The sequence below is a fragment of the Sphingomonas kyeonggiensis genome (genome assembly GCF_030812785.1).
GTDB lineage: Bacteria > Pseudomonadota > Alphaproteobacteria > Sphingomonadales > Sphingomonadaceae > Sphingomonas > Sphingomonas kyeonggiensis_B.
This window is the reverse complement of record NZ_JAUSTJ010000002.1, coordinates 1,483,560-1,509,577: the sequence shown is the minus strand read 5'-3', so window position 1 is coordinate 1,509,577 and position 26,018 is coordinate 1,483,560. Positions and strand designations below refer to the sequence as shown.

Annotated in this window: 27 protein-coding genes; 16 read left to right on the top strand and 11 right to left on the bottom strand. The window is 68.4% G+C overall.

The features are described from left to right. Positions 1 to 124 precede the first annotated feature (124 nt). The 9 genes from J2W22_RS16810 to J2W22_RS16770 all read left to right on the top strand — a co-directional run bounded on the left by J2W22_RS16810 (position 125) and on the right by J2W22_RS16770 (position 10,799). On the top strand, positions 125 to 1,777 hold the full coding sequence (locus tag J2W22_RS16810; RefSeq protein WP_307119377.1) for an electron transfer flavoprotein-ubiquinone oxidoreductase: 1,653 nt from the start codon (positions 125 to 127) through the stop codon (positions 1,775 to 1,777). A gap of 1 nt (position 1,778) precedes the next feature. Then, positions 1,779 to 3,356, top strand: coding sequence for a tetratricopeptide repeat protein (locus J2W22_RS16805; RefSeq protein WP_307119376.1), 1,578 nt, complete (start codon positions 1,779 to 1,781; stop codon positions 3,354 to 3,356). Continuing rightward, on the top strand, positions 3,356 to 4,156 hold the full coding sequence (locus tag J2W22_RS16800; protein ID WP_307119375.1) for a 4-(cytidine 5'-diphospho)-2-C-methyl-D-erythritol kinase: 801 nt from the start codon (positions 3,356 to 3,358) through the stop codon (positions 4,154 to 4,156). Before J2W22_RS16805 ends, J2W22_RS16800 begins: the two co-directional genes overlap by 1 nt. 290 nt (positions 4,157 to 4,446) lie before the next feature. Further along, positions 4,447 to 5,169, top strand: a complete 723-nt coding sequence (locus J2W22_RS16795; protein WP_307119374.1) for an enoyl-CoA hydratase/isomerase family protein — start codon at positions 4,447 to 4,449, stop codon at positions 5,167 to 5,169. Further along, positions 5,166 to 5,867: an N-formylglutamate amidohydrolase gene (locus tag J2W22_RS16790; protein WP_307119373.1), complete on the top strand. Its 702-nt coding sequence runs from the start codon at positions 5,166 to 5,168 to the stop codon at positions 5,865 to 5,867. Before J2W22_RS16795 ends, J2W22_RS16790 begins: the two co-directional genes overlap by 4 nt. Before the next feature lie 193 nt (positions 5,868 to 6,060). Then, entirely contained in the window at positions 6,061 to 7,782 is a 1,722-nt protein-coding gene (gene ilvD, locus J2W22_RS16785) for a dihydroxy-acid dehydratase (protein WP_307119372.1), read from the top strand. Positions 7,783 to 7,933: 151 nt separating this feature from the next. Further along, positions 7,934 to 8,227: a hypothetical protein gene (locus J2W22_RS16780; RefSeq protein WP_307119371.1), complete on the top strand. Its 294-nt coding sequence runs from the start codon at positions 7,934 to 7,936 to the stop codon at positions 8,225 to 8,227. Further along, positions 8,224 to 9,618 (top strand): NAD(P)H-hydrate dehydratase, encoded by a 1,395-nt coding sequence (locus J2W22_RS16775; protein WP_307119370.1) that lies wholly within the window; start codon positions 8,224 to 8,226, stop codon positions 9,616 to 9,618. The genes J2W22_RS16780 and J2W22_RS16775 overlap by 4 nt, the downstream gene beginning before the upstream one ends. After that, positions 9,609 to 10,799: a class I SAM-dependent RNA methyltransferase gene (locus J2W22_RS16770; protein ID WP_307119369.1), complete on the top strand. Its 1,191-nt coding sequence runs from the start codon at positions 9,609 to 9,611 to the stop codon at positions 10,797 to 10,799. The genes J2W22_RS16775 and J2W22_RS16770 overlap by 10 nt, the downstream gene beginning before the upstream one ends. A gap of 132 nt (positions 10,800 to 10,931) precedes the next feature. On the opposite strand, the gene truA is transcribed toward J2W22_RS16770, so the two are convergent. Further along, the gene (gene truA / locus J2W22_RS16765) at positions 10,932 to 11,672 is read right to left on the bottom strand and encodes a tRNA pseudouridine(38-40) synthase TruA (protein ID WP_307119368.1); all 741 of its coding nucleotides are present in this window, start codon (positions 11,670 to 11,672) and stop codon (positions 10,932 to 10,934) included. Then, positions 11,669 to 12,607 carry a methionyl-tRNA formyltransferase gene (fmt, locus tag J2W22_RS16760; RefSeq protein ID WP_307119367.1) on the bottom strand — a complete coding sequence of 313 codons (939 nt, stop codon included), beginning with the start codon at positions 12,605 to 12,607 and terminating at the stop codon, positions 11,669 to 11,671. Before fmt ends, truA begins: the two co-directional genes overlap by 4 nt. A 111-nt stretch (positions 12,608 to 12,718) precedes the next feature. On the opposite strand from fmt, the gene recR reads away from it, so the two are divergent. Continuing rightward, positions 12,719 to 13,315, top strand: coding sequence for a recombination mediator RecR (recR, locus tag J2W22_RS16755; protein WP_307119366.1), 597 nt, complete (start codon positions 12,719 to 12,721; stop codon positions 13,313 to 13,315). 255 nt (positions 13,316 to 13,570) lie between these two features. Next, a complete protein-coding gene (gene def, locus J2W22_RS16750) occupies positions 13,571 to 14,098 on the top strand; it encodes a peptide deformylase (protein WP_307119365.1) in 528 nt (175 codons plus the stop codon). A 30-nt stretch (positions 14,099 to 14,128) separates the two neighbouring features. Here def and J2W22_RS16745 read toward each other — a convergent pair whose 3' ends face one another. Further along, complete coding sequence (locus J2W22_RS16745) at positions 14,129 to 14,494, bottom strand: hypothetical protein (RefSeq protein ID WP_307119364.1); 366 nt, start codon at positions 14,492 to 14,494, stop codon at positions 14,129 to 14,131. 331 nt (positions 14,495 to 14,825) lie between these two features. On the opposite strand from J2W22_RS16745, the gene rmuC reads away from it, so the two are divergent. Together rmuC and J2W22_RS16735 are read left to right on the top strand one after the other, a co-directional pair. Next, positions 14,826 to 16,142 carry a DNA recombination protein RmuC gene (gene rmuC, locus J2W22_RS16740; RefSeq protein WP_307119607.1) on the top strand — a complete coding sequence of 439 codons (1,317 nt, stop codon included), beginning with the start codon at positions 14,826 to 14,828 and terminating at the stop codon, positions 16,140 to 16,142. A gap of 67 nt (positions 16,143 to 16,209) precedes the next feature. Continuing rightward, a complete protein-coding gene (locus J2W22_RS16735) occupies positions 16,210 to 16,878 on the top strand; it encodes a tetratricopeptide repeat protein (RefSeq protein WP_307119363.1) in 669 nt (222 codons plus the stop codon). 462 nt (positions 16,879 to 17,340) lie between these two features. Here the strand turns inward: J2W22_RS16735 and J2W22_RS16730 are convergent, their stop codons facing one another. The 8 genes from J2W22_RS16730 to J2W22_RS16695 all read right to left on the bottom strand — a co-directional run bounded on the left by J2W22_RS16730 (position 17,341) and on the right by J2W22_RS16695 (position 23,321). Continuing rightward, positions 17,341 to 18,042, bottom strand: a complete 702-nt coding sequence (locus J2W22_RS16730; protein ID WP_307119362.1) for an META domain-containing protein — start codon at positions 18,040 to 18,042, stop codon at positions 17,341 to 17,343. 76 nt (positions 18,043 to 18,118) lie between these two features. Next, positions 18,119 to 18,919, bottom strand: coding sequence for a TrmH family RNA methyltransferase (locus J2W22_RS16725; RefSeq protein ID WP_307119361.1), 801 nt, complete (start codon positions 18,917 to 18,919; stop codon positions 18,119 to 18,121). A 103-nt stretch (positions 18,920 to 19,022) separates the two neighbouring features. After that, positions 19,023 to 19,295: an HPr family phosphocarrier protein gene (locus J2W22_RS16720; RefSeq protein ID WP_183995472.1), complete on the bottom strand. Its 273-nt coding sequence runs from the start codon at positions 19,293 to 19,295 to the stop codon at positions 19,023 to 19,025. Continuing rightward, complete coding sequence (locus J2W22_RS16715; protein ID WP_180140673.1) at positions 19,292 to 19,699, bottom strand: PTS sugar transporter subunit IIA; 408 nt, start codon at positions 19,697 to 19,699, stop codon at positions 19,292 to 19,294. Before J2W22_RS16715 ends, J2W22_RS16720 begins: the two co-directional genes overlap by 4 nt. Position 19,700: 1 nt before the next feature. After that, positions 19,701 to 20,639, bottom strand: coding sequence for an RNase adapter RapZ (rapZ, locus tag J2W22_RS16710; protein WP_307119360.1), 939 nt, complete (start codon positions 20,637 to 20,639; stop codon positions 19,701 to 19,703). Further along, on the bottom strand, positions 20,636 to 21,064 hold the full coding sequence (locus J2W22_RS16705; RefSeq protein ID WP_307119359.1) for an aldolase: 429 nt from the start codon (positions 21,062 to 21,064) through the stop codon (positions 20,636 to 20,638). Before J2W22_RS16705 ends, rapZ begins: the two co-directional genes overlap by 4 nt. Beyond that, positions 21,065 to 22,645 carry a sensor histidine kinase gene (locus tag J2W22_RS16700; protein WP_307119358.1) on the bottom strand — a complete coding sequence of 527 codons (1,581 nt, stop codon included), beginning with the start codon at positions 22,643 to 22,645 and terminating at the stop codon, positions 21,065 to 21,067. After that, positions 22,614 to 23,321, bottom strand: a complete 708-nt coding sequence (locus J2W22_RS16695; protein WP_307119357.1) for a response regulator transcription factor — start codon at positions 23,319 to 23,321, stop codon at positions 22,614 to 22,616. Before J2W22_RS16695 ends, J2W22_RS16700 begins: the two co-directional genes overlap by 32 nt. Before the next feature lie 202 nt (positions 23,322 to 23,523). On the opposite strand from J2W22_RS16695, the gene J2W22_RS16690 reads away from it, so the two are divergent. Genes J2W22_RS16690 through J2W22_RS16680 form a run of 3 tightly spaced genes read left to right on the top strand, consistent with a single transcriptional unit; the run spans position 23,524 to position 25,993 of the window. Next, complete coding sequence (locus J2W22_RS16690) at positions 23,524 to 25,125, top strand: phosphoenolpyruvate carboxykinase (protein ID WP_373422996.1); 1,602 nt, start codon at positions 23,524 to 23,526, stop codon at positions 25,123 to 25,125. Between the two features lie 38 nt (positions 25,126 to 25,163). Then, entirely contained in the window at positions 25,164 to 25,613 is a 450-nt protein-coding gene (locus tag J2W22_RS16685; protein ID WP_307119355.1) for a hypothetical protein, read from the top strand. A 59-nt stretch (positions 25,614 to 25,672) separates the two neighbouring features. Next, positions 25,673 to 25,993 (top strand): hypothetical protein, encoded by a 321-nt coding sequence (locus J2W22_RS16680; protein WP_307119354.1) that lies wholly within the window; start codon positions 25,673 to 25,675, stop codon positions 25,991 to 25,993. Positions 25,994 to 26,018: the final 25 nt, after the last annotated feature.

The window sequence follows — 26,018 nt, the reverse complement described above, 5'->3', positions numbered from 1 at the left end:
TGCACAGAGTCACGGCTTGACGGGCGGGTCAATCTGCCTTCATCGACCAAGGGACAGGACGTTGCCAGCATGCGACGACAAGCGGTGCGGCGCGTTTCAGGCCAAGACTATGAAGGATGCGATGATGAGCGAACGGGAGTCGATGCCCTATGACGTCGTGATCGTCGGCGCGGGCCCCGCGGGCCTTTCGGCGGCGATCCGGCTGAAGCAGCTGGCCAGCGAAGCGGGCAGCGAGCTTTCGGTGTGCATCCTGGAGAAGGGCTCCGAGGTCGGCGCGCATATCCTTTCCGGCGCGGTGATCGATCCCAAGGCGCTCGACGAGCTGCTGCCGACGTGGCGCGAGGATGGCTGTCCGCTGGCCAGCACGCCGGTGACCGAGAACCATCACTGGGTGCTGAGCGCGAAGGGCAAGTCGGGCTTCCCCGAGTTCATCACCCCGCCGTTCCTCCACAACAAGGGCACCTATACCGGCTCGCTGGGCAATCTCTGCCGCTGGCTGGCCGGCAAGGCCGAGGAGCTGGGCGTCGAGATCTTCCCGGGCTTCTCCGCCGCCGAGATCCTCTACCACGACAATGGCAGCGTGAAGGGCGTCGCCACCGGCGACATGGGCGTGGCCCGCGACGGCGAGCACAAGCCGGATTACCAGCCCGGCCTAGAGCTCCACGCCAAGTACACCTTCTTCGCCGAGGGCTGCCGCGGCCACCTCACCAAGCAGCTGATCCGCAATTTCGAGCTCGACAAGGACAGCCAGCCGCAGATCTACGGCATCGGCATCAAGGAGCTGTGGGACATCGATCCGGCCAACCACGTGCCGGGCCGGGTGATCCACACCCAGGGCTGGCCGCTTACCGACGGCGCCAATGGCGGCGGCTTCCTCTATCACCAGGCCGACGGGCAGGTCGCGCTCGGCTTCGTGACCTGGCTCAACTACAAGAACCCCTATCTCTCGCCCTTCCAGGAGATGCAGCGCTGGAAGACCCATCCGGAGATCGCGGCGATCCTCAAGGGGGCCAAGCGCGTTTCCTATGGCGCCCGCGCCATCTCGGACGGCGGCTGGCAGTCGGTGCCGAAGCTGGTCGCGCCCGGTGCCGCGCTGATCGGCGACGCGGCGGGCTTCCTCAACGTGCCGCGGATCAAGGGCACCCACACCTCGATGAAGAGCGGCATGATGGCGGCCGAGGCGGCGTTCGCCGCGGTCGGCGCGGGCCGCGAGGCGGACGAGCTGGCCGCCTATCCCGAGGCGTACGAGAAGAGCTGGGTCTACAAGGAGCTGCGCGGCGTCCGCAACGTCGCGCCGTTGGTCAAGAAGTTCGGCGACACCTGGGGCACCTTGCTCGCCGGTGCGGCGATGTGGAGCGAGCTGCTCGGCCTGCGCTGGCCCTTCACCATGAAGCACAAGCCCGACAATGAAGGCATGTGGCACGCCTCGGTCGCGCCGAAGATCGACTATCCCAAGCCCGACGGCGTGCTGACCTTCGATCGCCTCTCTTCGGTGTTCATCTCGAACACCAATCACGAGGAGGACCAGCCGGTCCATCTGACGCTGAAGGACCCGGAAATCCCGATTAACTACAATCTTCCGGTGTACGCCGAGCCGGCGCAGCGCTACTGTCCCGCGGGTGTCTACGAAGTTGTCGGCGAAGGCGACGATCTGCGCTTCCAGATCAACGCGCAGAATTGCGTCCATTGCAAGACGTGCGACATCAAGGATCCTACCCAGAACATCAACTGGGTGGTCCCCGAAGGGGGCGGCGGCCCCAATTATCCGAACATGTAGTTTGACGCTTGCGCTGCTGCTGGCCTTGCCGGCGGCGGCGCAGCGGGCCGAGCCCCCGCTCGACCTGCGCGACTATGCCCGCGCCCGCGCCGCCGATGCGGCGGGGGAGCCCGATCGTGCCGCGGCCGGCTATGCCCGCGCGCTCACCGCGGTGCCCGGCGATCAGGTGCTGGCGATGCGTGCCTATCGCCAGGGGCTGGCGGCGGGCGACTATGCGCTCGCTACCCGCGCCGCCGCCTCGCTGGTCGCCGCGCGCATCGCTCCGCCTGACACCGATCTGCTCGCCTTCGCCGTCGCGCTGAAGGGCAGGGACCGGCTCGGCGCCGAGAAGGCGCTGGAGCGTATGTCCAAGGCGCAGCTCGATTTCATGGTGCCCGTGCTCGGCGCCTGGCTTGCGCTCGATCGCGGCGAGGATCCGCTGCCCCTGCTCGACACCGCGCGCGGCAACGCACTCGCCTCGCGCTTCACCGGCCGCCACCGGGCGCTGCTGCTGATCGCCGCGGGCAAGACCGACCAGGGCCTGTTCTCGCTCGCCGCGTTCGGCGGCACCGACGATGCGCCGGACGCGCGCATCGATGCCGGCATCGCGCTGCTCCGCACCGGCCGCGCCGACAAGGCCGAGCAGCTCCTCGGCGACCTTGCCGGCGCGAGCAAGGCCTGGCGCAAGCGCGAGGCGAAGGGCGGCCGGCCCGATGCCGCCTTCGGCGCCGCCCATGCCTTTCTCAGCCTCGCTTCGGACCTGGGCGGCGAGGAACTGGCGCCGCTCTCGATCCTGCTCACCCGCGCCGCGCTGCTGCTCGATCCGCAGGAGGACCGCGCCCGGCTGCTCCTCGCCGACGCGCTGTCGCGCAGCGACGCCACCGATCTCGCGCTGCGCACGCTCGCGGAGATCCGCACCGACGGCCCCTTCGTCCGCGGTGCCGCTTCGGGCCGGGTCGCCGCGCTCCGCAAGGCTGGCCGCCTCCCCGAGGCGCTGGCCGATGCGAAGGCGCTCGCCGCTGCCGAGAAGGCCAGCCCGCAGGAGATCCGCACCTATGGCGAGCTGCTCTTCCGGACCGGCAGCTATGCCGATGCCGCCGAAGCCTATGCCCATGCCCAAGTCCGCGCCGGCGACGAGAGCGGCTGGGAATTCTACTATCTCCGCGGCGCGGCGCTCGATCGTGCCGGCCGCTGGGAAGAGGCGCTCCCCGTCCTCCAGCGCGCGGTCCAGCTCGCTCCGGAGGAGCCCGAGGCGCTGACCTGGCTCGGCAATGCCCAGGTCGAGCGCGGCGTCGATCTCCCGGCCGCCCAGGCGCTGCTCGAGCGGGCGCGCAAGCTCAAGCCCAATGATCCGGCGATCACCGACTCGCTCGGCCGGGCTTACTATGCCGATGGCCAGTTCACCCGGGCGCTGCCCCTGCTGGAGCAGGCGGTCCGCGCCGATCCGGGCGGCTCGCGGCCCAACGAGCATCTCGGCGACACTTATTGGAAGCTCGGCCGCCGGTTCGAGGCACGCTACGCTTGGCGCGCCGCCGAGGTCGGCGCCGGCCCCGCCGATGCCACGCGGCTCCAGGCCAAGCTGGCGAACGGGCTGAACTGATGGTTACCGAGATTGCCAGGGCCAAGCTCAACCTGGCGCTGCACGTCCGCGCGCGCCGCTCCGATGGCTATCACGAGCTGGAGACGCTGTTCGCGTTCGTCGAGCATGGCGATATCGTGCAGGTCGAGCCGGCCGAGGCCGACAGCTTCACCCTGGCCGGTCCCTTCGCCGCGGTGCTGCGCGGGGAAGGCGACAATCTCGTCACCCGCGCGGCCCGTGCGTTCCGGGAGCAGTTCGGCCACGGCGCCCATGCGATCACCCTCGACAAGCACCTGCCGGTCGCCTCGGGCATCGGCGGCGGCTCGGCCGATGCCGCGGCGACGCTGCGCGCGCTGGGCCGGCTGCACGGTGTCGCCATCGAGGACATGTTCGCCATCGCCGACGCGCTGGGCTCGGACGTGCCAGCCTGCCTGTTCGGCCGCACCGCGATCGGCCGGGGCAGGGGCGAGCAGCTCGAACCGGTCCCCGGCCTTCCCGGCGCGCCGGTGCTGCTGGTCAATCCGGGCGTGGCGGTCTCCACCGCCGAAGTGTTCCGCCGCTGGGACGGTATCGACCGCGGCCCGCTGCCGGCCGACCCGCGCCAGGGCCGCAACGACCTGGAGCCGCCCGCCCGCGCCATCGCCCCGGTGATCGACGAGGTGCTGGCGCTGCTCGCCGCCCAGCCGGGCGCCGGGCTAACCCGCATGTCCGGCTCGGGCGCCACCTGCTTCGCGCTGTTCGACGATGATGCGCGCCGGGACGCGGCCGCCGAGGTGCTGGCCGAGCAGGGCTGGTGGGTGCTGCCCAGCCGGCTCACCTGATTTCCCCTTCTGCTTTCCCCGGCGAAGGCCGGGGCCCAGACTTGAAAGTCACGCGCCCTGGCGCGTCTTCGCCGCGCACGCTTAGACTGGGCCCCGGCCTTCGCCGGGGAAAAGGGAGAAGCAGTTAACCAGTCCATTTAGCAGGATGTTGGTGGCTCCAGGCGCATACCGTCCCCAGCGGATCGACTGCCGGGAGCAGAACGTCCGTCGGTGGCGCGGGCGCGGAGAGTCTCCAAGTCCCGCCCCATCCACCCCTTGACAGCGCGCCGCCATTCGGGCCGATCCGCGCCATGATCCATCTCACCCGCACCGGCAATGTCGCCACCATCGCGCTCGCCCGGCCCGAGGCGAAGAACGCGCTTCCCACCGCCGCCTGGCAGGCGCTCGCCGCCGCCGCGCGCGATGTCGGCGATGCCCGCGCCGTGATCCTCCGCTCCGACGTGCCCGGCATCTTCTCCGCCGGCGCCGATGTCCGCGAGTTCGAGCAGCTCCAGGCCGATCCCTCGCTCCGCACCCAATTCCGCGAGGCGATGCGCGAGGGGATCGAGGCGGTCGCCGCGCTCCCCATGCCGGTGATCGCTGCGATCGACGGCGGCTGTTTCGGCGCGGCGGTGGCGCTGATCCTCGCCGCCGATATCCGCATCGCCGGCAAGCTCTCCGAATTCGCCGTCACCCCGGCGCGGCTGGGCCTCGGCTATCCCCGCGAGGACGTCGCCCGGCTGGAGGCGCAGGTCGGGAGGGGCATGGCCTCGCTCCTCCTCTTCACCGGCGACAAGCTCCGCCCCGACGAGGTCCACAAGATCGGTCTGGTCGAGCTGAAGACCGCCAAGGCGATCGACACCGCCACCGCCATGGCGAACGCCATCGCCGGCAACGCCCCCCAGGCCGTCCAACTGCTCAAGCGCACCCTGCGCGGCGAGCAGACCGACCAGGGCTTCGAGGATGCGTTCGGCGGCGCCGAATTCGCCGAGGGACTTGCCGCCTTCCGCGCCCGCCGGAACCCCGCCTGGTGAGCGCCGCCGAGATCCTCGAGGGCGGCGCACAGGACGTGCTGCTGCTCTGCGACCACGCCTCCAACGCCGTGCCAGCCGATATCGACCTGGGCATCGATCCGGCCCTGCTCGACAACCATATCGCGATCGACATCGGTGCCGCCGCGGTCACCCGCGCGCTGGCGGCGAAGCTTGACTGCCCGGCGATCCTCGCCACCGTCTCGCGGCTGGTGATCGATCTCCACCGCGAGCCCGATCATATCGGCCTGATCCCGCACCGCAGCGACGGCCATCTGATCCCGGGCAACGAGAGCGTCGACAAGCCCGCGCGCATCGCCCGCTTCCACACGCCCTATCACCGCGTGCTGCGCGACCAGGTTCGCGCCCGGCGGCCCCGGCTGATCCTGTCGATCCACAGCTTCACGCCGTGCCTCGAACATGGCGGCACCGATCGCCCCTGGCAGGTCGGCGTGCTCTACAACCGCGACACTCGTGCCGCGCATCCTACGGTGAAGTTCTTCCGGGATCGCGGCTTCGTCACCGGCGACAACGAGCCCTATTCGGGCCGCCTGCTCAACGCGACGCTCAACCGCCATGCCGAAGGGCAGGGGAGACCCTCGGTCGCGATCGAGATCCGCAACGACCTGATCCGGGAGGATGCGGGGGCGCGGGAGTGGGCCGATATTTTGGCGGACTTGGCCGGGCATCTTCTCCGCTAACAGGAAGCGTGCCTTTGCCCGAACCCCAAAACCGTCATCCCGACGAAAGTCGGGATCTCGTGCGGCTCCTTCCGCGCCATCGCCTGAGATCCCGGCTTCCGCCGGGATGACGGCTATATTTCCCTCCCCCGAGAATTTCTTTGCGCAAGACTATTGCGCAAAACCCCCTCCGCGCGACATAGGCTTGCGCATCATGACCAACCGATTCGACAAGTCCAAGCTCCCCAGCCGCTACGTTTCCGTCGGCGTCGAGAGCGCCCCGCACCGCAGCTATTATTACGCCATGGGCCTCACCGAGGAGGAGATTGCCCGGCCGTTCGTCGGCATCGCTTCCGCGGGCAACGACAGCGCGCCGTGCAACACGACGCTCGATCAGCAGGCCGACTGGTGCCGCACCGGCGTGAACGAGGCGGGCGGCATGCCGCGCCGCTTCAACACGATCACCGTGACCGACGGCATCGCCATGGGGCACCAGGGCATGAAGTCCTCTCTGGTCAGCCGCGAGGTCATCGCCGACTCGGTCGAGCTTTCGGTCCGCGGGCATTGCTATGACGCGCTCGTCACCTTTGCCGGCTGCGACAAGTCGCTGCCGGGCATGATGATGGCGATGCTCCGCCTTAACGTGCCGTCGATCTTCGTCTATGGCGGCTCGATCCTGCCCGGCCGCTACCAGGAGCGCGACCTCACCGTCATCGACGTGTTCGAGGTGGTCGGCCGCTATGCCGCCGGCAAATGCCCGCTCTCCGAGGTCACCGCGATCGAGAAGGCGGCATGCCCGGGTCACGGCGCATGCGGCGGCCAGTACACCGCCAACACCATGGCCTGCGTCGCCGAGGCGATCGGTTTGTCCTTGCCGAACAGCAACATGGCGCCGGCTCCGTACAAGTCGCGTGAAGAGATCGCGGTTGCCGCGGGCCGCCAGGTGATGACGCTGATCGAGAAGCAGATCCGCCCGCGTGACATCTGCACCCGCGAAGCCTTCGAGAATGCCGCCCGTATCGTCGCGGCGACCGGCGGCTCGACCAATGGCGCGCTGCACCTGCCCGCCATGGCGAACGAGTGCGGCATCGATTTCGACCTGTTCGACGTCGCCGAGATCTTCAAGTCGACGCCGTACATGGCCGATCTCAAGCCCGGCGGCCGCTATGTCGCCAAGGACATGCACGAGGCCGGCGGCATCTACATGCTGATGAAGTCGCTTGCCCAGACCGGCCTGCTCCACCTCGATTGCATGACGGTGACCGGCAAGACGCTCGGCGAGAATATCGACGAGGTTACCTGGAACCCCGACCAGAAGGTCATCTACGACGCGAAGACCCCGATCACCCCCACCGGCGGCGTGGTCGGCCTGCGCGGCTCGCTGGCCCCTGAAGGCGCGATCGTGAAGGTCGCGGGCATGCACCGCCTCCAGTTCACAGGCACCGCCAAGGTGTTCGAGCGCGAGGAAGATGCCTTTGCCGCGGTCGAGGCCAATGCGATCAAGGAAGGAACGGTCGTCGTCATCCGCTATGAAGGGCCGAAGGGCGGACCCGGCATGCGCGAGATGCTGTCGACCACCGCGGCGCTCTATGGCCAGGGCCTGGGCGAGAAGGTCGCGCTGATCACCGATGGCCGTTTCTCGGGCGGCACCCGCGGTTTCTGCATCGGCCATGTCGGCCCCGAGGCGGCCGAGGGCGGCCCGATCGCGCTGGTCGAGGACGGCGACGAGATCAGCATCGATGCCGAGGCTGGCACCGTCGATCTCAACGTGCCCGAGGACGTGCTGGCGGAGCGCCGGGCGAAGTGGCAGCCGCGGATGAACGACTATCAGGCCGGCGCGCTCTGGCGCTTCTCGCAAAATGTCGGTCCGGCTTATAAGGGGGCTGTCACGCACCCGGGAGCCAGCGCCGAAACCCATGTCTTTGCCGATATCTGATATTCTCCCTCTCCCCTCCGGGGAGAGGGCTGGGGAGAGGGGAAGGGCACGCGGGGCACTAACGCTCGCGGCCCTTCTTTCCCTCACCGCCTGCAACACCCAGGTCCGCGACAAGGCTGCCGAGGCCCGCAACACCGTCCATGCCGAGAAGATGGAGAAGGCCGAGGGCCGCGTCGAATGCGCCCCGCCCGGCGCCGAAACCTTCGCCTTTGCCTGCACGATCGACCGCACCCAGTCGCAGGACGGCCTGTTCCTGACCCTGCGCCATCCGGACGGCGGTTTCCGCCGCCTGCTCGTCACCACCGACGGTCGCGGCGTGATCGCGGCGGACGGCGCCGAAAAGGCCAAGGTCACCATCCTCGCACCCGACCAGATCGAAGTCGCGATCGGCGGTGCGCGCTATCGCTTGCCTGCGACCGTGCGCGGGGCCAAACCGGGCAAATGATCCCGCCCGGCGCACCGATCGTCACCGCTGCCCAGATGCGCGCCGCCGAGGAGGCGGTGTTCCGGCGCGAACCCCAGCTAGACGTGATGGAGCGGGCCGGCGCCGCGGTGGCACGCGAGGCCGCGCGTTTCGCCCATGGCGCTCCGATCCTCGTCCTTGCCGGCCCCGGCAACAATGGCGGGGACGCCTATGTCGCCGCGCGCCTGCTGAAGGCAGCCGGCCATGACGTCGCCATCGCCGCCTCGGGCGAGCCGGGCACGCCTGCGGCGCGCACGATGCTGGAGCGCTGGGGCGGGGAGGTGGACTCGCTCTATCGCGCCCGGCCGCGCCCGGTGCTGGTCGATGGCCTGTTCGGCACCGGCCTCACGCGCCCGCTGGAGCGCGGCATCGCCCCGGTCTTCGCCGAACTGGTCCATGCTGCCCGCTTCAGCCTGGCGATCGACCTGCCTTCGGGCCTCGCCACCGACAGCGGCGCCGATCTCGGCGTCCCCCGCGGCATCAGCGCGACGCTGGCGCTCGGCGCGCTCAAGCCCGCCCATGTCCTCGGTGCCGGGCTCGAATGCTGCGGCCATGTCCTGCTCGCCGATATCGATATCCCCGTCGATACCAGCTGGCGCACCGTCACCCGTCCGAAGCTCGCCGCGCCGGGACCGCGCGCGCATAAATACAGCCGCGGGCTGGTCGTGGTGGTCGAGGGCGACATGCCCGGCGCCGCGCGCCTCGCAGCCCATGCCGCGATGGCAGCCGGCGCGGGCTACACGATCCTCGCCGGTGCCGGCGACGGCAGCGGCGGACCCGACGCCTTGGTGCGCCACAGGATCGCGAATGGCGACGATCTGGCGGATTTCCTCACCGAGAACCGTATCGGGGCTGTCGTCATAGGCCCCGGCCTGGGCCGCGATCGTCGCGCCGAGGGCCTGCTCAAGGCCGCGCTCGGTGCCGATCTTCCCCTCATCCTTGACGGCGATGCGCTGACCCTGCTCGGCAAGTCCGCCGCCGCCTGGCTCAAGCGCCGCAATGCCGCCACCTGGCTCACGCCGCATGCCGGCGAGTTCGGGCGGATGTTCGAAGGCGATGGCGACAAGATCGCACAAACCCTTGCAGCGGCATCGGAAACCCGTGCGACGGTGATCCACAAGGGTGCCGACACGGTGATCGCCAGCCCTCGCGGCGAGGTGCGCGTGCTGGCCCAGGCCTCGTCCTGGCTCTCCACCGCCGGCACCGGCGACGTCCTTGCCGGCACGCTCGCCGCCCAGGTTGCCTCGGGCGATAAAAATGCCGCGGAAACAGCGGTCTGGCTCCATGCCCGCGCCGCCGCTCTTGCAGGGCCGGCCTTCATCGCCGATGCGCTGCCCATGCATCTCCCCCAAGCGATCTCCGAATGTCTCTGAGCACCGTCCTGAAAGTCGCCGGCCGTGGTGAGGGCATCACCGACGATGGCCGCTACATCCCCTTCACCGCCCCCGGCGACCAGGTCGACGCGCACGGCGCGATCACCCGCGGCCCCCATCACCAGGCGCCGCCCTGCCGGCACTTCCCCGAATGCGGCGGCTGCCAGCTCCAGCATCTCGACGATGCCAGCTGGAGTGCTTTCATCGTTGACCGGATCGCCGGCGCGCTCGCCCAGCACAAGCTGGAGACCGAGATCCGCGCTCCCTTGCTCTCGCCGCCGCGCACCCGCCGCCGCGCCACGCTCCATGCCGAGCGCCGCGGGCGCCAGGTGCTGCTCGGCTTCACCGGCCAGGGCAGCCACACCCTGATCGACCTGCAGGAATGCCACGTCCTCGATCCCGCGCTGTTCGCGCTGCTGGCGCCGCTCCGCGGCCTGCTCGCCGCGCTGCTGCCGACCTCGCGCCGGATCAACGTCCATCTCGCCCGGGCCGATCAGGGCGTGGACGTCCTGCTCGACGGGCTGGAGGCCGAGGGCCTCGCCGCCGCCGAGGCGATCATAGCCTTCGCGCATCGCCATCAGCTCGCCCGCTTCTCGATCGACGAGGGCCTCGGGCCGACGGCGCGCTGGGAGCCCGATCCGGTGACGATCACGCTCGGCGGCGTGCCCGTGCCGTTCCCCCAGGGCAATTTCCTCCAGGCGACGCCCGAGGGCGAGGCGGCCCTGGTTGCCGCGGTCCGCGAGATCGTCGGCGATGCCGGCACCGTCGCGGACCTCTTCGCAGGCCTGGGCACCTTCACCTTCGCCTTCCCCAACGCCAAGGTCTATGCGGCCGAGGCCGCGCGGAATTCGATCCTGTCGCTCAAGGCAGCGGCGGCGCAGGCGCGGCGCATGGTCTTCGCCGACCATCGCGACCTGTTCCGCCGCCCGGTGACGGCGGGCGATCTCGACAAGTTCGAAGCCGCGGTGATCGATCCGCCCCGTGCCGGCGCCCGCGAGCAGGCCGCCGAGATCGCCAGGGCGCGGACACCTCTGGTGGCGCATGTTTCCTGTAATCCCAATACCTTCGCACGGGATGCGGAGATTCTGTGTCAGGGCGGCTACCGCCTCGACTGGATCCAGCCGGTCGGCCAGTTCCGCTGGTCGACCCATGTCGAGCTGGCGGCGCGGTTCAGCCGATAAAACGCCTCTCCCTTTGGGAGAGGAAGGGGCCCGCGAGGCGAAGCCGAGTGGGAAGGTGAGGGTAGCCTCGACTTTCGACCCTCACCCTTCCGCGCCTTCGGCGCTCCCTCCCTCTCCCAAAGGGAGAGGGATTTAGGGATAGTCCGCCCGCAGGAAAAACAGCCCGTCCGACGGCGCGTTGAGCCCGAGCGCTGCGCGGTCGCGGGCTTCCAGCGCCGCGGTCATGTCGTCGGGCGTCCAGCGGCCCTGGCCGACCAGCACGATGCAGCCGACCATCGAGCGCACCTGGTGATGCAGGAACGAGCGCGCCGAGGCGAACACGCTGATCCGCTCGCCGTCCGCCACCACTTCGAGCCGGTCGAGCGTGCGCAGCGGGCTGTCCGCCTGGCAATGCGCCGAGCGGAAGGTGGTGAAGTCGTGCCGCCCCAGCAGCCGCGCCGCGCCCTCGGCCATCAGTCCGGCATCGAGCGGCGGTATCACTCGCCAGGCCAGCCCCTTCTCCCAGGTCAGCGGCGCCCGCCTTGTTGAGATTCTATATTCATAATGGCGTGCAACGCACGAGAAACGCGCATGCCAGTCGTCCGCCACCTCGACGCAATCGAGGATCGCCACCGGATGCGGCCGCACGCGTGCGTTCAGGGCTTCCATCAGCCGGAAAGCGGTGATCGGCTTCTCGATATCGATGTGCGCGCGCATGCCCAGGCCGTGCACGCCGGCATCGGTGCGCCCCGCCGCCTGTACCGATGCCCGCTCGCCGGTCACCGCAAAGGCGGCATCCTCGATCGCCTGCTGCACGCTCGGGCCATGGTCCTGCCGCTGCCAGCCCATGAAGGGCCGGCCGTCAAACTCCACCGTCAGCGCGAACCGCGTCAAAGCCGGATTCCCGGCGGGATCGGAAAGCCCCGCAGCAGCTCGGTCACCGTCATGACGCCACGTCCTGCACGCTGGACGGTGTCCGGCCGGATCGCGCCGTCGCCGCAGCCGATCGTCAGCTGCGCGTCGAGCACCAGCCCCGGCGTGGTGCGGTAATGCACGTCGCCCGGATTGTCGGACGCGCTCTGGACATGGGCGGTCAGTAGCTTGATGCGCTCGCCTTCATGTTCGAACCACGCCCCGGGCGCGGGGTTGAAGGCACGGACCTGGCGATCGACCTGTTGCGCACCGACGCTCCAGTCGATCCGCGCCTCGGCCTTGTCGATCTTGGCGGCATAGGTCACGCCGTCCTCGGGCTGCGGCTGCGGAGGATAGCCGGCCAGGTCGCCGAGCACCTCCACCATCAGCTTGGCGCCGAGCAGCGAGAGCCGCTGGGAAAGCACGCCGCTGGTATCGGAAGGACCGATCGGAATCCGTTCCTCGAGCCGCACCGGCCCGGTATCGAGCCCGGCTTCCATCTGCATGATGCCGATGCCCGTCTCCGTGTCTCCAGCAAGGATCGCCCGCTGGACCGGCGCGGCGCCGCGCCACCTCGGCAGCAGCGAGCCATGGACGTTGAGGCAGCCATGTCTCGGCGCATCGAGCACTGCCTGGGGCAGGATCAGGCCATAGGCCGCGACCACCGCCACATCGGCCTCCAGCGCCTGGAACGCCGGCAGCGCATCGGGATCCTTGCGGAAGGAAAGGGGCGTGCGCACCGCGATCCCCAGCGCCTCGGCCCGTGCCTGCACCGGGGAGGGGGTGAGCGCCTTGCCGCGCCGTCCACCTGCCCGGGGCGGCTGGCTGTACGCCGCCACGACGTCGTGCCCGGCGTCGACCAGCGCATCGAGCACCGGCACGGCGAATTCGGGCGTTCCCATGAATATCACTCGCATGCGGTGCCCTTAGCCTTACTCGTCATCCCGGCGAAAGCCGGGATCTCAGGCGAAGGCGCGAGCGGGGCCAGGGTGTTTTCTTTCCGTTCCGCCTCGCTTATCTCACTCTTCATGGCATCTCCCGAGATCGAAGCGCTCACCCAGGCCCTGTCGCGACTGCCCGGCCTCGGCCCGCGCTCGGCGCGCCGCGCGGTGCTCCATCTGCTCAAGAAGCGCGAGACCGCGCTCGATCCGTTGCTCGCCGCACTGGGCGCGGTCAGCCGCAACCTCGCCACCTGCGGCACCTGCGGCAATGTCGACACCAGCGACCCCTGCCAGATCTGCGCCGATCCCCGCCGCGACGTGCGCTCGCTCTGCGTGGTCGAGGAAGTGGCCGACCTCTGGGCGCTCGATCGCTCGCGGCTCTTCCCGGGCCGCTTCCATGTGCTCGGCGGCCGCCTCTCGGCGCTGGAGGGCGTGCGGCCCGAGGATCTGCGCATCGACCGGCTGGTCGCCCGCATCGCCGCCGGCGGGATCGACGAAGTGGTGCTGGCGATGAACGCCACGCTCGAGGGCCAGACCACCGCGCATTACATCGCCGAGCGGATCGAGACCTATCCCGTCCGCGTCACCCAGCTCGCGCACGGCCTGCCGGTGGGCGGCGAGCTCGACTATCTCGACGAAGGCACGCTCGCCCAGGCCCTGCGCGCCCGGCGGCCGGTGGCCTGATTTTTCACGCGGAGACGCGGAGGCGCGGAGCCTTTTTGTTCGCGCAGAGGCGCAGAGGACGCAGAGACTCTGTTTCGCCGCGTCAGCGGCCCTGTCCCACGGAACGCAGTGCCGAAGTAGCGGCTGAAGTCGCTGAGAAGCGATGTATCTCCGCGTTCTCTGCGCCTCTGCGCGAAAATCACCTTTCTTCTCCGCGCCTCCGCGTGAACCAATCTCAAACTTGCGACACGCGCCCCACTGGCCTAAATTACCCGCATGGCCATTCTACCTATCGTCGAAGTACCCGATCCGCGTCTGCGTCTCATCTCCGAACCCGTCGCGGAGGTGACCGACGAACTGCGCGACCTGATCGCGGACATGTTCGACACGATGTACGACGCGCCCGGCATCGGCCTCGCCGCGATCCAGGTCGGCGTGCCCAAACGCCTGATCGTCATGGATCTCCAGGAGAACCAGGACGAGGACGGCAAGCCGATCCGCGAGCCGCGCGTCTTCATCAACCCCGAGATCCTCGATCCGGCCGAGGAGCAGTCGGTCTATACCGAAGGCTGCCTGTCGATCCCCGAGCAGTTCGCCGATGTCGAGCGTCCCGCGCGCTGCCGCGTGCGCTGGCTCGACGAGAATGGCGCCGCGCATGACGAGCTGTTCGAGGGCCTGCTCGCCACCTGCATCCAGCACGAGATGGATCACCTGCAGGGGATCGTCTTCATCGACCATCTTTCGCGCCTGAAGCGCGACATGATCCTCAAGAAGCTCAACAAGGCCCGCAGGGCCGCGGCCTGATCTCCGGCGCGCGGCCCCTTGGGTACCGCGTCAGCCGATCACGATCGTTCCGCTCGACGATGCGGACTTGTACTGCTTGCCGATCTGCGCGGCGAAGCTGCTCGATGCCGCGCTGACGCTGCCCACGCCGTCGCCGCTGTTGAAGTCGTGCGAGCCGTGCAGCGTCATGTTCTCGGGCGGAATCTTCGTATCCGGCAGCTTGCCGAAGAACAGCGTGATCCAGACCTGGGCGGTGTTGAACGCCTCGGTGCCGCAGCTGATCCGCCGCACGATCGAATAGGTGCCGACGGGCTGTTTCTTGGCGTCGCTGAGCTTGCCGCCTTCGATCTGGAAGCGGCCGGCGGCGTCATCGACATTGTTCAGGCATCCACGGGTCATATGGTAGGTGAGGGCCATGTGCGTGTTCCTTTTTCGCTGGTTGCGATGGGACGAATGCGAACGCGCGACCCTCGATTCCCCCGATTTCGGGCGGTGCCATATGGTCGGGGATCGGACATATGCAGACAAGTGAAGATGGGTCGAAACCGGACCCTAAATTAACCCTGTCCTACACGGATCGTTCGAGTTATGTTCCCGGGCATCGGCACCTTCGCGCGGGGTGCGGGCCCGATCGGGCGTCTCCCGCGCGTGCATGTCGTGAACTTGGTGAACTTCCGGGAGGCTCGTGTTGGATTTGCTGGCGCTAGGGGTTGCGGTCGCCGCGCTCGTCATAGGGCTCGGCCTGGGCATGTTCCTTGGCGGTCGCCCGGCAGCGCAGATGCGGGCCGAGCGCGATGCGCGCGAGGCGCAGTTCAAGGCGGCGATCACCGATCTGGCGGCGGCCGAGGAGCGCGCCAGCCATGCCGAGGCGCTGCGCGCCCAGGTCGAGCTTCTGCGCGATGATCGCGACGATGCGCGCCTCCAGCTCACCGAGCTGCGCGCCAAGGCGGAGGCGTTCGAGGAGCGGCTCGCCGAGTTCAAGGGCGCGCGCGACGCGATGGCCGGCCAGTTCCGCGAGCTTGCCGGCACGATGCTCACCGAGACGCAGGAGGCGTTCCTCAAGCGTGCCGAGGAGCGGTTCAAGGAATCCGAGCAGACTTCGGGCCAGAACCTCAAGGCGCTGCTCCAGCCGGTCAACGAGCGGCTCCAGCGCTATGAGGAGGGCGTCGCCAAGGTCGAGGCCGAGCGCCGCGATGCGTTCGGCGATCTCAAGGGCCAGATCGAGCAGATGCGGATCGGCCAGGAGCGGGTGAGCGCCGAGGCGGCCAAGCTGGTCAATTCGCTGCGCAACGCGCCCAAGGCGCGCGGCCGCTGGGGCGAGCAGCAGCTGCGCAACGTGCTGGAGACCTGCGGCCTCTCCGAACACACCGATTTCGATACCGAAGTGAACGTCGCCGGCGAGGATGGCGGGCGGCTGCGGCCCGATGCGATCGTCCATGTGCCCGGTGGCCGCGCGCTGGTGATCGACGCCAAGGTCTCGCTCAACGCCTATCAGGACGCGTTCGGCGCGGTGGACGAGGACGAGCGCCGCATCGGCCTCGCCGCGCACGCCGCTTCGATGAAGGCGCATATCAACGGGCTGGGCAACAAGGCCTATTGGAGCCAGTTCGCCGAGGCGCCTGACTATGTGATCATGTTCGTGCCGGGCGAGCATTTCCTCTCCGCCGCCCTCGAATTCGATCCCACCCTGTGGGATTTCGCCTTCGAGAAGCGCGTGCTGCTCGCCACCCCGACCAACCTGATCGCGATCGCGCGCACCGTCGCGGCGGTGTGGCGCCAGGAAAAGCTCGCCAAGGAAGCCCGCCAGATCGGCGAGCTCGGCAAGGAGCTGTACGACCGGCTCGCCAAGGCGCTGGGCGATCTGCGCGTGGTCGGCTCGGGGCTCAACACCGCGGTCAAGAATTTCAACACCTTCGCTTCCAGCCTCGAGACCCGCGCCCTGGTCTCGGCGCGCAAGCTCAAGGAGCTGAACGTCGAGACCGGCGCGCGCGAGATCGAGGCGGTGCCCCCCGTCGAGCTGCTCGCCAGCCATGCCGGCGAGCCGGAGGCGGAAGCGGCGGAATAACCTGCGCTATGGCGGCCGGGGCGTTTGCCGCTAGGTTTCGGGTCCGAATCGGATGGAGGGGAATTCGATGAAGCTTGTTCTTGCGCTCCTGCTTGCCTCGGCACCGCTCGGCACCGCTGTCGCCCAGGAAGCGACGACCGATGCCAGGCTCGGCGAGATCGTCCAGCTGATCCAGGGCGGCCAGCCGCAGCTGGCGGTGGACAAGCTCAACCCGCTGCTCGCCGACTATGAGCGCCGCTATGCCGGCAAGCCCAAGCCCTTGTGCGATGTCGAGCCGGCCGAGACCAAGGCCTATGCCGGGGTCGCCGGCAAGGATTACACGCTGGCGGAAGGCGGCTGGTGCATCGCTTTATGGGCCAAGGGCTTCGCGCTGATCGACCTGAAGCAGCTCGATGCGGCGGTGCCCTTCCTCGAGCGCTCGGTGGCGCTGGCGCCGTTCCATCCGCATTATCTGTCCGAGCTCGGCTATGCCTATCAGGCGCAGAGGAACTGGCAGCGCTCCTATGATTTCTACGCCCGCGCCGCGGATTCGGCGCTGCGCCAGGAAGGCGACCGGCGGAACAAATCGCTGCGCCGCGCCTGGTTCGGCATGGCCTATGACATGATCGAGATGGGCCGGCTCGACGAGGCCGCGGCGCTGTTCCGCAAATGCCTGGAGGTCTCGCCGAACGACCAGAAGGTGAAGGACGAGCTGCAATATATCGAGGAGCAGAAGGCGAAGAAGAAGACGGGCTAGGGGCTACACGCCGGTAGACTGGCGCTCATACCCCTCTCCCTTGATGGGAGAGGGAGGGGGCCGCCGCCGGAGGCGGTGGGAGGGTGAGGGTGACCTCTCCCCAGACTGTCTCGCTTGTGGAGAGGTCACCCCCACCCAACCCTCCCCCATCAAGGGGGAGGGCTTTTTGGGCTCAACGCCAATCAAGGCCCTCACGGCATCCTTGCAATGTAGGATTTCGCCTGCTTGGCTCCCGCGGCCGGGTTCTTTGACCGGGCCGCTCTTTGCACGGTTGGAAAGATAGGATCACGCGCACGCAAGGATGTTGCGAGATGCGTCGCGTTCACGGGAACTGTGTCAACTTAGGCGCCGGGAAAACCCGCTCCGGGCGTGAACTTCGTGGACTTTGCCGAGTCGCCGCGAGGTACGGTGTAGGAACGCGCGGCGATGGCCTCGCCACCGCCGCGCGCCCTGGAAACCCGGTCAGGGTCGGCCGCGGACCAGCGTCATCGTGCGGCCACGGGCGCCGGTCAGCACCAGCCTGTCTCCGCCGCGATTGCCCGACGAGACGGTCAGCCGCTCGCCGAGCAGGCCCAGGATCGCCTGTTCCTGCAGGTTCCGGGCCCGGTCGAGGCAGGCCATCCGGGTGCTCGCCACCCCGCCGGTGGTCAGCCGGCCGCGGGTGAAGCTGTAGCTGCCGGTGAAGCGGTTGCAGCCCGAGTTACCGGAGACGCGGCCCTTGTCGAACGAGACCGAGGGGCGGGTGCCGCGCACCACCGGACGGCCGTTGAGCGCGCTGATCTGCCAGCTGCCGTCGATCAGGCCGCTGCCGGCCTCGACCCGCGGCTCGCCGCCGCAGCCCTGATAGGTGCGGCCGTCGACGGTGACGGTCACCGTGTCGGGATAGCTGCGGTCGCTCATCCCGTCGCTGCACGGGCGATGGTTGGTGTTCACGTTGATCCGGCGCGTCTGCCACATCTCGCCGGCAAAGCCGTGGATCACCTTGGGCGTCGGCACGCTCACCGGCTGGCGGCCCGGCGCCTCGAAGCGCATCGTCCGCGCGCCGATGGTCAGGCTCCAGAACGGCTCGGTGCCGCTGGCGCGATAATCGGCCTGGCCCTGTGCCGCGGCGGGCAGGGCGGTCAGCGCGATCAGGCTGGCGGCGGCGATGGTCGAAAGTCGCATTGGTTCACTCCCTCTATGCGGAACACAATGCGTGGGACGGTCTGAATGGCCCATGGCCGTAACGATTAGCTGGCGTTCAGCTTCGCTGCTGGCCCAGCACCTGATAGGCCATCACGGCGGTGGCGATCGCCGCGTTGAGGCTGTCCGCCTTGCCGAGCATCGGGATCTTGACCAGCAGGTCGCAGGCCTCGGCCATGAAGCCCGGCATGCCCTGCGCCTCGTTGCCGGTCAGCAGGAAGGTCGGCGCTGCGTAGAGCGGCGCGCGATAGTCATGCTCGGTGTCGAGGCTGAGTCCGACCAACTGGCCCGGCCCCTTGCGCAGCCAGACCAGGAAGTCGCCCCAGCTCGACCGCGCCACCGGCACGGTGAACAGCGCCCCCATGCTGGCACGTACGGCCTCGACCGAGAAGGGATCGACGCAGTCGTCGATCAGGATCAGCCCGCCCGCGCCCACGGCATCGGCAGTGCGCAGGATGGTGCCCAGATTGCCCGGATCGCGCAGCCGCTCGGCGACCAGCCAGATGCCCGAGCTGCTCCGGTCGAGATCGGCCAGGGTGACGGCGAAGTCGGGATAGACGCCGACCACGGCGCCCGGATTGTCCTTGCCCGAGAGCTTGGAGAGGATGTCGGCATTGGTCTCGACCGCCCATCCGCCTTTGGCTTCGGTCGCGTCGACCAGCGCGCGGACCAGCGCATGGCCGGCCATGTCCCTGGCGTAGAACAGATATTCCGGTACCCGCCCGGCCTCGTGCGCCTCGGTCAGGATGCGCAGCCCCTCGGCGAGGAACAGGCCTTCCTCGCGGCGATGCTTCTTGTCGCGCAGGTTGCGGACGCGCTTGATGAGCGGATTGGAAAAGGCAGTGATTTCGCGAGGCATCAGTTCCCCTAGCTTCTCTCGTGCTCCTGCGAAAGCAGGAGCCTAGAGTCACGGGCGACGGAGCTTGCAATCCTGGGCTCCTGCGTCGGCAGGAGCGCATGGATCACTCCTCGTTGAACCGCGCCTCGACCAGCTCGACCAGCGCCTGCACCGCGCCGTCCGCGCCGGCGCCTTCCGCGCTGATCGAGATGGTGTCGCCCTTGGCGGCGCCGAGCATCATCAGGTCGAGGATCGACGTGCCCGAGGCGGTGTTGCCGTCCTTCTCGACGGTGAGTTCGACCGGCTGGGCGGTGGCGAGCGTCACGAAGGCCATGCTGGCACGCGCGTGCAGGCCGCGCTTGTTTGAGATCGTGACGTTTCGGATCGTGCGACTCAAGCGGCAGCCTCTCCCAATACTTCGGATGCTACGGTGATGTATTTCCGGCCCGCGTCGCGGGCGGCGGCCACCGCTTCGGTGACCTTCATCGTCTTGCGGGCGCTGCCCAGGCGGATCAGCATCGGCAGGTTGATGCCCGCGATCACCTCGACCCGGCCGGCCTCCATCAGCGAGATGGCGAGGTTCGACGGCGTGCCGCCGAACAGATCGCTCAGCACGATCACCCCGCGGCCCGAATCGACACTCTTGATCGCCTCGGCGATGTCCGCGCGGCGACCTTCCATATCGTCCTCGGGCCCGATGCAGATCGAGGCGATCTGCTCCTGCTTGCCCACTACATGCTCCATCGCGACTACGAACTCCTCTGCGAGTCGTCCGTGCGTCACGAGCACCAAACCGATCATCTCAAACTCCGCCCCCTGCCGTGGTCACCGGGGCCCCCTCCAGCGAGTCCTGCGGCGCGGTCTTGGTATCACGATGCGCCACCGTGGGCGAAAAACCCGCGGCGCGCAACCGGGCGGCCATCCGTTCGGCGACATGAACCGACCGGTGGCGGCCTCCGGTGCATCCGAACGCTATCGTAACATAGGCCTTCCCCTCCGCCTGGTAGCGCGGGAGCAGCAGCAGCAGCAGCGACTCGATCTGCGCCATCGCCTCGGGATAGGCAGGGTCCGCGGCGATATAGGCGGAGACATCGGCGTCCTTGCCGGTCCCCGGCCGCAGTTCCGGCACCCAGTGCGGGTTGCGCAGGAACCGCATGTCGAACACCAGGTCGGCGTCGCGCGGCAGCCCGCGGGCGAAGCCGAAGGAGACCACCGAGATCACCGTCTCGCCCAGGCCTTCGCCCGAGAAGGTCGCGCGAATCTGCTGGGCCAGCTCGTTCGAGCTCAGGTCCGTCGTGTCGATCAGCCGATTCGCCCAGCGGCGCAGCGGAGTCAGCAGCTCGCGTTCATGGGCGATCCCGTCCCATGCCGGACGATCCTGGGCGAGCGGATGGCGGCGGCGCGTCTCCGAATAGCGGCGCTCCAGCTCGGCGCCCGAGCATTCGAGGAACAGTGTGCCGACGTCATGGCCATGATCCTCGCGCAGCTTCTTGATGCGGCGGACGATGCTTTCGGGGTCGAAGCCGCGCGTCAGGGTGCCGATGCCGATCGCCAGCGGCCGGTCGTCATCCACGTCCAGCCCCTCGGAGGGCGCGGTGTCGAGCAGGCGGTTGAGCAGCAGCAGCGGCAGGTTGTCGACGACTTCCCAGCCCAAATCCTCGAGCGTTCGAAGGACCGTGGACTTGCCCGCGCCGGACATGCCGGTGACGAGCAGGATCTGCTTGGGCCGCGCCTTGCTCATCGTGCGAAGGCCTTTAGCGCATATTCGACCTTGATGGGAGCGGCGGGCTCGGAGGGGCCGAGCGCCAGCACCGGGATTTCGACACCCGCGATGCGGCGCGTACGGCGGTCCTCGGGCAGGCGCGGCACGTCGTCCAGCACCACCACGGCCAGCGCGACGGGCGCCTCGTCGAGGTTGGGCATCTCCACCGCGCCGATACCTCGGACATCGACCCGCCCGCCGGTGCCCGCCGGCACCGTGGCGCACAGCGTCTTGCTCCGCCGCACGCAGACGGTGCGGGCATCGACCACCAGGGTGGCGCCGCGATCGAGCAGCCGGAGCAGCAGATCGGTGCGCTGCGCATCGTCGCGCGCCTCGATCAACACGCCTTTCCCATCGATCGCCACACAGGCGGCCAGAATGGATTCCGAAGACAGCTCAGCCATTTAGTTGCGTCCCGCCAGTGGCAGACGAACGACGAATCGTGCCCCGCTCAATCGATCCTCCCGCGATTCGACTGAAATGCTCCCCTGGTGGCCCTCAACGATCGTGCGGGCGATGGCAAGCCCCAGGCCGGAGTGCTGGCCGAACGCCTCGTCCTGTGGGCGCACCGAGTGGAAGCGGCGGAAGATGTTCTCGCGCGCCTCCTCGGGCACGCCGGGGCCCTCGTCCTCGACGCGGATCGTCAGATATTCCTCGTCGCTGGCCGCCGAGATCGCGATCAGCCCCTTGGGCGGCGAGAAGGAGATGGCGTTCTCGATAAGGTTCTCGAACACCCGCTCCAGCCGCGCGCCTTCGCCCAGGACAGTGAGTTCGACATGGGCGCTGCGATCGAAGGCGATGCGGATGCCGTTCGAAATGCCGCGCGCCTCGCGCTGGTCGAGCAGCGCCTGGATCATCGCCCCGATATCGACCGGCTCGAAGGTGGCGCGGCTCAGCTGCGCGTCGAGGCGCGAGGCCTCGGAGATGTCGGTGATCAGCCGGTCGAGCCGCAGCACGTCGTCGCGGACGATCTCGAGCAGCTGGTCGCGGTGTTCCTTCTTCTTCACCGCCGCCATCCCATCGACGGCGGAGCGGAGCGAGGCGAGAGGGTTCTTCAGCTCGTGGGTCACGTCCGCAGCAAAGGCCTCGGTCGCGTCGATCCGCGCGCGCAGCGCCTGGGTCATGTCGGAGAGCGCGCGGGCGAGCAGGCCGATCTCGTCGCTGCGGTCGGGCAGGCGCGGGACCACCACTTCGCGGGCACGGCCCAGCCGCACCCGGATCGCCGCGCGGGCGAGCAGGCGCAGCGGCCGCACGATCGTCCGGGCGAGGAACAGCGAGAGCAGGATCGAGAAGACCGAGACGAACAGCAGCACCATGCCCAGCCGGAAGCGCTCGGCGCGCACCGTCTGGGTGATGTCGCGGGCGTTGACCGTGGTCATCACCACGCCCAGCTCGGTGATCGGCGCGGCGGCGGTGATCACCGGGGTGCGATCGGGCGCGCGCCACACCGTCGCCGGCGTGCCGTGCGCCGAGACGGCGGTGCGCACATCGGGCCAGTCGAGTCCCTGGTCGGCGGCCCGCTCGCGGTAGAGCGGGGCGCGGTCGGCGCCCGCCACGGTGTCGATCACCGCATCGAGGATGCGCGCCGCCTCGATCCCCCAGGGATCCTTGTCCGGATCGCGCAACACCACGTTGCGCAGGCCCAGCACCTTGCTGTCGGCGAGCAGCTTGCCCTTCTCGTCGAACAGCCGGATCCGCGTGCCGGTGTCGCGCGCCAGGCTGAGCACCAGCAGGTCGCGGCGCTTCTCGTCCTTGGTCGAGGCTAGCGCCTGGGCGATCAGCCGCACTTCGCGGCTCGCCTGCTCCACCCGGCTGTCGACGATCCGGCTGCGGAACGAGTCGAGATAGGAGAAGCCGCCGCCCAGCAAGGCGAGCGCGACGATGTTCACCGCGAGGATTCGCGGCGTCAGGCTGACGCGATTGGACCATTTGAGCGCGAGGTCGCGCTCGTCCTTACTCGTCCGAGAACCGGTAGCCCGCGCCATAGAGCGTCTCGATAGCATCGAATTCCGAATCGACTTGCCGGAATTTGCGGCGGACGCGCTTGATGTGGCTGTCGATCGTTCGGTCGTCGACATAGATGTCGTCCTGATAGGCGGCATCCATCAGCTGGTTGCGGGTCTTCACGATCCCCGGGCGCTGCGCCAGCGTCTCGAGGATCAGGAACTCGGTGACGGTGAGCGTCACGTTGGTGCCGTTCCAGGTCACGCGATGGCGCGCCGGGTCCATGGTCAGCCGGCCGCGCTCCAGCGCTTCGGCAGTGACTTCCTCGCCGCCCTCGGTGCTGGGCTGGGCCGCCTCGGTACGGCGCAGGATCGCGCGGATGCGGGCGATGAGAAGACGCTGAGAGAAGGGCTTGGCGATATAATCGTCCGCGCCCATCGCCAGGCCCAGCGCCTCGTCCAGCTCGTCGTCCTTGCTGGTCAGGAAGATCACCGGGATCGTGCTCTTCTCCCGCAGCTTCCGCAGCAGTTCGAGCCCGTCCATCTTCGGCATCTTGATGTCGAGCACCGCCAGGTCGGGCGGATTGTCGATCAGCGCCTTCAGCGCGCTTTCGCCATCGGAATAGACTCGCGTCAGGAAACCCTCGGTCTGCAGGGCGATCGAGACGGAGGTCAGGATATTGCGGTCGTCATCGACCAGCGCGATCGTAGCGGTCATGCGTTTGGGGCACTCGGAACCATTGATTGGACGGCGTAACCGAAACTTCTTTGCCGCTCAATCGGCTGACAACGTTTACTCGGGTTGACCCTGTTTCCGGCGCGGGCCTATGGCCACGCAATAATATTGCACTGGGCGAGAACAGCCCGGGCAAGGACACCCCAAAGGGTGTGTGGAGACGGAGGCTAATTTGACCGAGCGCATGCCGCGCCATGGTCTCGATGCGATGGGCATCGGGACGGGCGCCGATATTTTCTGGAACCTCGAAACCGCCCAGCTCGTCGAGCAGGCCGTGACCCGCGGCGAGGGCAAGCTGGCCAAGGACGGCCCGCTGGTCGTCACCACCGGCAAGCACACCGGCCGCAGCGCCAAGGACAAGTTCATCGTCCGCGACGCGACGACCGAGGACAGCGTCTGGTGGGGCAAGGTCAACAAGGAGATAAGCCCGGCGCATTTCGCGGCGCTCAAGGCCGATTTCCTCGCCGAGCTGGCGAACCGCGACACGCTGTTCGTGCAGGACCTGTACGGCGGCTCGCAGCCCGAGCACCGCGTGAACGTCCGCGTGATCAACGAGCTGGCCTGGCACAACCTGTTCATCCGCACGATGCTCGTCCGCCCCGAGGGTGCCGAGCTGGCCGGCTTCGTGCCCGAATACACGATCATCGACCTGCCGAGCTTCCGCGCCGATCCCGAGCGCCATGGCTGCCGCAGCGAGACGGTGATCGCGGTCAGCTTCACCGAGAAGCTGATCCTGATCGGCGGCACCGCCTATGCCGGCGAGATGAAGAAGAGCGTCTTCGGGCTGCTCAACTATCTGCTGCCGGTCGACGGCATTATGCCGATGCACTGCTCGGCCAATATCGGTCCCGAAGGCGACACCGCGGTGTTCTTCGGCCTGTCGGGCACCGGCAAGACCACGCTCTCGGCCGATGCCAGCCGCACGCTGATCGGCGATGACGAGCATGGCTGGTCGGACACCGCCGTCTTCAATTTCGAGGGCGGCTGCTACGCCAAGATGATCAACCTGTCGGCCGAGGCCGAGCCGGAGATCTTCGCGACCACCAGGCGCTTCGGCACGGTGCTCGAGAATGTCGTGATGGACGAGGAGAGCCGCACGCTCGACCTGGCGGACAACAGCCTGGCCGAGAATAGCCGCGGTGCCTATCCGATCGACTTCATCCCCAACACCTCCGAGCGCAACCTCGGCCCGGTCCCGCGCAACATCATCTTCCTGACCGCGGACGCCTTCGGGGTGATGCCGCCGATCGCCAAGCTGACGCCGGACCAGGCGATGTACCACTTCCTCTCGGGCTACACCGCCAAGGTGGCCGGCACCGAGATCGGCGTGACCGAGCCCGAGGCGACCTTCTCCACCTGCTTCGGCGCCGCCTTCATGCCGCGTCATCCGGCGGTGTACGGCAATCTGCTCAAGGAGCGGATCGCGAAGGGCGGAGTGGATTGCTGGCTGGTCAACACGGGCTGGAGCGGCGGCCGCGCCACCGATCCCGGCATCAAGCGCATGCCGATCCGGGTGACGCGCGCGCTGCTCAACGCCGCGCTCGACGGCAGCCTGGCCCAGGCCGAGTTCCGCAAGGATCCGAATTTCGGCTTCATGGTCCCCGTCGCGGTCAACGGCGTCGACAGCGCGATCCTCGATCCGCGCGCGACCTGGAACAACAAGGCGGATTACGACGCGACTGCCGGCCGCCTGGTCGACCAGTTCGTCGAGAACTTCGCCCAATTCGCGGATCATGTGGATCAAGGCGTCCGCGAGGCCGCACCGCAAGTGACAGCTACCGCCTAACCGGCCCGGTCATCGATCGGGCGACAGGAGCCCGATCGATGACCGAGTTCTCGCCAAGACTGTTCGCTACCGACGCCGAGATCGTCCATCTCGGCGAAGGCCTGCTCGCCTGTTCGCTCGCCAGGGAGGAGTGGACCCACGAGGCGCATCTCGCCGCCTGCCTCTATCTGCTCGCCGAGCGGCCCGATGTGGATGTCGACGCCGAGATCGCCGGCCTGATCTCCCGTTTCAACGAAAGCGTCGGCGGGGTGAACGACGACAAGGGCGGCTATCACGACACGATCACGCGGGCCTATGTCGCCGGCGTGCGCCTGTTCCTGTCGCAGACCGAGGAAACCGGGCTCACCCAGCGCGTCAACGCGTTGCTCGCATCGCCCATGGGCCGGCGCGACTGGCCGCTCGGTTTCTACAGCCGCGAGCGGCTCTTCTCCGTCCCGGCGCGCCGGGGCTTCGTTCCGCCGGACCGGGCACCGTTGCCGTTGGGCTGAGCCATGCGGATGTGCTAGATACGCTCCCGTTCCGAACCCATCGTAACAGGAGCAGATTCATGAGCATTCTCGACGGTATCCTCGGCCAGGTCACGCAGAACGCGGACATCGCCAATCTCGCGGCCAAGGTCGGTCTCTCGCCCGAGCATGTCGAGCAGGCCGTGCAGGCGCTCGCCAAGTTCCACCCGATGGACGTCGACACCGCCGAAGGCGCGTCCTCGGCGACCGGCCTGCCGGTGGACAAGCTCCAGGAGATCATCGGCCATATCGGCGGCGAAGGCTCGCTCGGTCATTTCGCCGATCTGCTCAAGGGCGATGGCGCGGGCGTGCTTGGCCAGATCGGCGGCCTCGCCTCGGGCCTGCTCGGCGGGAAACAGTAAGCCATTTTCCGTCATCCCCGCGCAG

Bases quoted from the DNA above. Each gene is read 5' to 3' on its own strand.
- J2W22_RS16730 (WP_307119362.1), bottom strand. From the start codon at position 18,042: ATGCGACTTTCGACCATCGCCGCCGCCAGCCTGATCGCGCTGACCGCC.
- def (WP_307119365.1), top strand. From the start codon at position 13,571: ATGGCCATTCTACCTATCGTCGAAGTACCCGATCCGCGTCTGCGTCTC.
- J2W22_RS16725 (WP_307119361.1), bottom strand. From the start codon at position 18,919: ATGCCTCGCGAAATCACTGCCTTTTCCAATCCGCTCATCAAGCGCGTC.
- J2W22_RS16735 (WP_307119363.1), top strand. From the start codon at position 16,210: ATGAAGCTTGTTCTTGCGCTCCTGCTTGCCTCGGCACCGCTCGGCACC.
- J2W22_RS16745 (WP_307119364.1), bottom strand. From the start codon at position 14,494: ATGGCCCTCACCTACCATATGACCCGTGGATGCCTGAACAATGTCGAT.
- J2W22_RS16685 (WP_307119355.1), top strand. From the start codon at position 25,164: ATGACCGAGTTCTCGCCAAGACTGTTCGCTACCGACGCCGAGATCGTC.
- fmt (WP_307119367.1), bottom strand. From the start codon at position 12,607: ATGCGAGTGATATTCATGGGAACGCCCGAATTCGCCGTGCCGGTGCTC.
- J2W22_RS16795 (WP_307119374.1), top strand. From the start codon at position 4,447: ATGATCCATCTCACCCGCACCGGCAATGTCGCCACCATCGCGCTCGCC.
- J2W22_RS16680 (WP_307119354.1), top strand. From the start codon at position 25,673: ATGAGCATTCTCGACGGTATCCTCGGCCAGGTCACGCAGAACGCGGAC.
- ilvD (WP_307119372.1), top strand. From the start codon at position 6,061: ATGACCAACCGATTCGACAAGTCCAAGCTCCCCAGCCGCTACGTTTCC.
- J2W22_RS16690 (WP_373422996.1), top strand. From the start codon at position 23,524: ATGCCGCGCCATGGTCTCGATGCGATGGGCATCGGGACGGGCGCCGAT.
- J2W22_RS16775 (WP_307119370.1), top strand. From the start codon at position 8,224: ATGATCCCGCCCGGCGCACCGATCGTCACCGCTGCCCAGATGCGCGCC.
- rmuC (WP_307119607.1), top strand. From the start codon at position 14,826: ATGTTCCTTGGCGGTCGCCCGGCAGCGCAGATGCGGGCCGAGCGCGAT.
- J2W22_RS16780 (WP_307119371.1), top strand. From the start codon at position 7,934: ATGGAGAAGGCCGAGGGCCGCGTCGAATGCGCCCCGCCCGGCGCCGAA.
- J2W22_RS16700 (WP_307119358.1), bottom strand. From the start codon at position 22,645: ATGGCGCGGGCTACCGGTTCTCGGACGAGTAAGGACGAGCGCGACCTC.
- J2W22_RS16695 (WP_307119357.1), bottom strand. From the start codon at position 23,321: ATGACCGCTACGATCGCGCTGGTCGATGACGACCGCAATATCCTGACC.
- recR (WP_307119366.1), top strand. From the start codon at position 12,719: ATGGCATCTCCCGAGATCGAAGCGCTCACCCAGGCCCTGTCGCGACTG.
- J2W22_RS16810 (WP_307119377.1), top strand. From the start codon at position 125: ATGAGCGAACGGGAGTCGATGCCCTATGACGTCGTGATCGTCGGCGCG.
- rapZ (WP_307119360.1), bottom strand. From the start codon at position 20,639: ATGAGCAAGGCGCGGCCCAAGCAGATCCTGCTCGTCACCGGCATGTCC.
- J2W22_RS16800 (WP_307119375.1), top strand. From the start codon at position 3,356: ATGGTTACCGAGATTGCCAGGGCCAAGCTCAACCTGGCGCTGCACGTC.
- J2W22_RS16705 (WP_307119359.1), bottom strand. From the start codon at position 21,064: ATGGCTGAGCTGTCTTCGGAATCCATTCTGGCCGCCTGTGTGGCGATC.
- J2W22_RS16715 (WP_180140673.1), bottom strand. From the start codon at position 19,699: ATGATCGGTTTGGTGCTCGTGACGCACGGACGACTCGCAGAGGAGTTC.
- J2W22_RS16770 (WP_307119369.1), top strand. From the start codon at position 9,609: ATGTCTCTGAGCACCGTCCTGAAAGTCGCCGGCCGTGGTGAGGGCATC.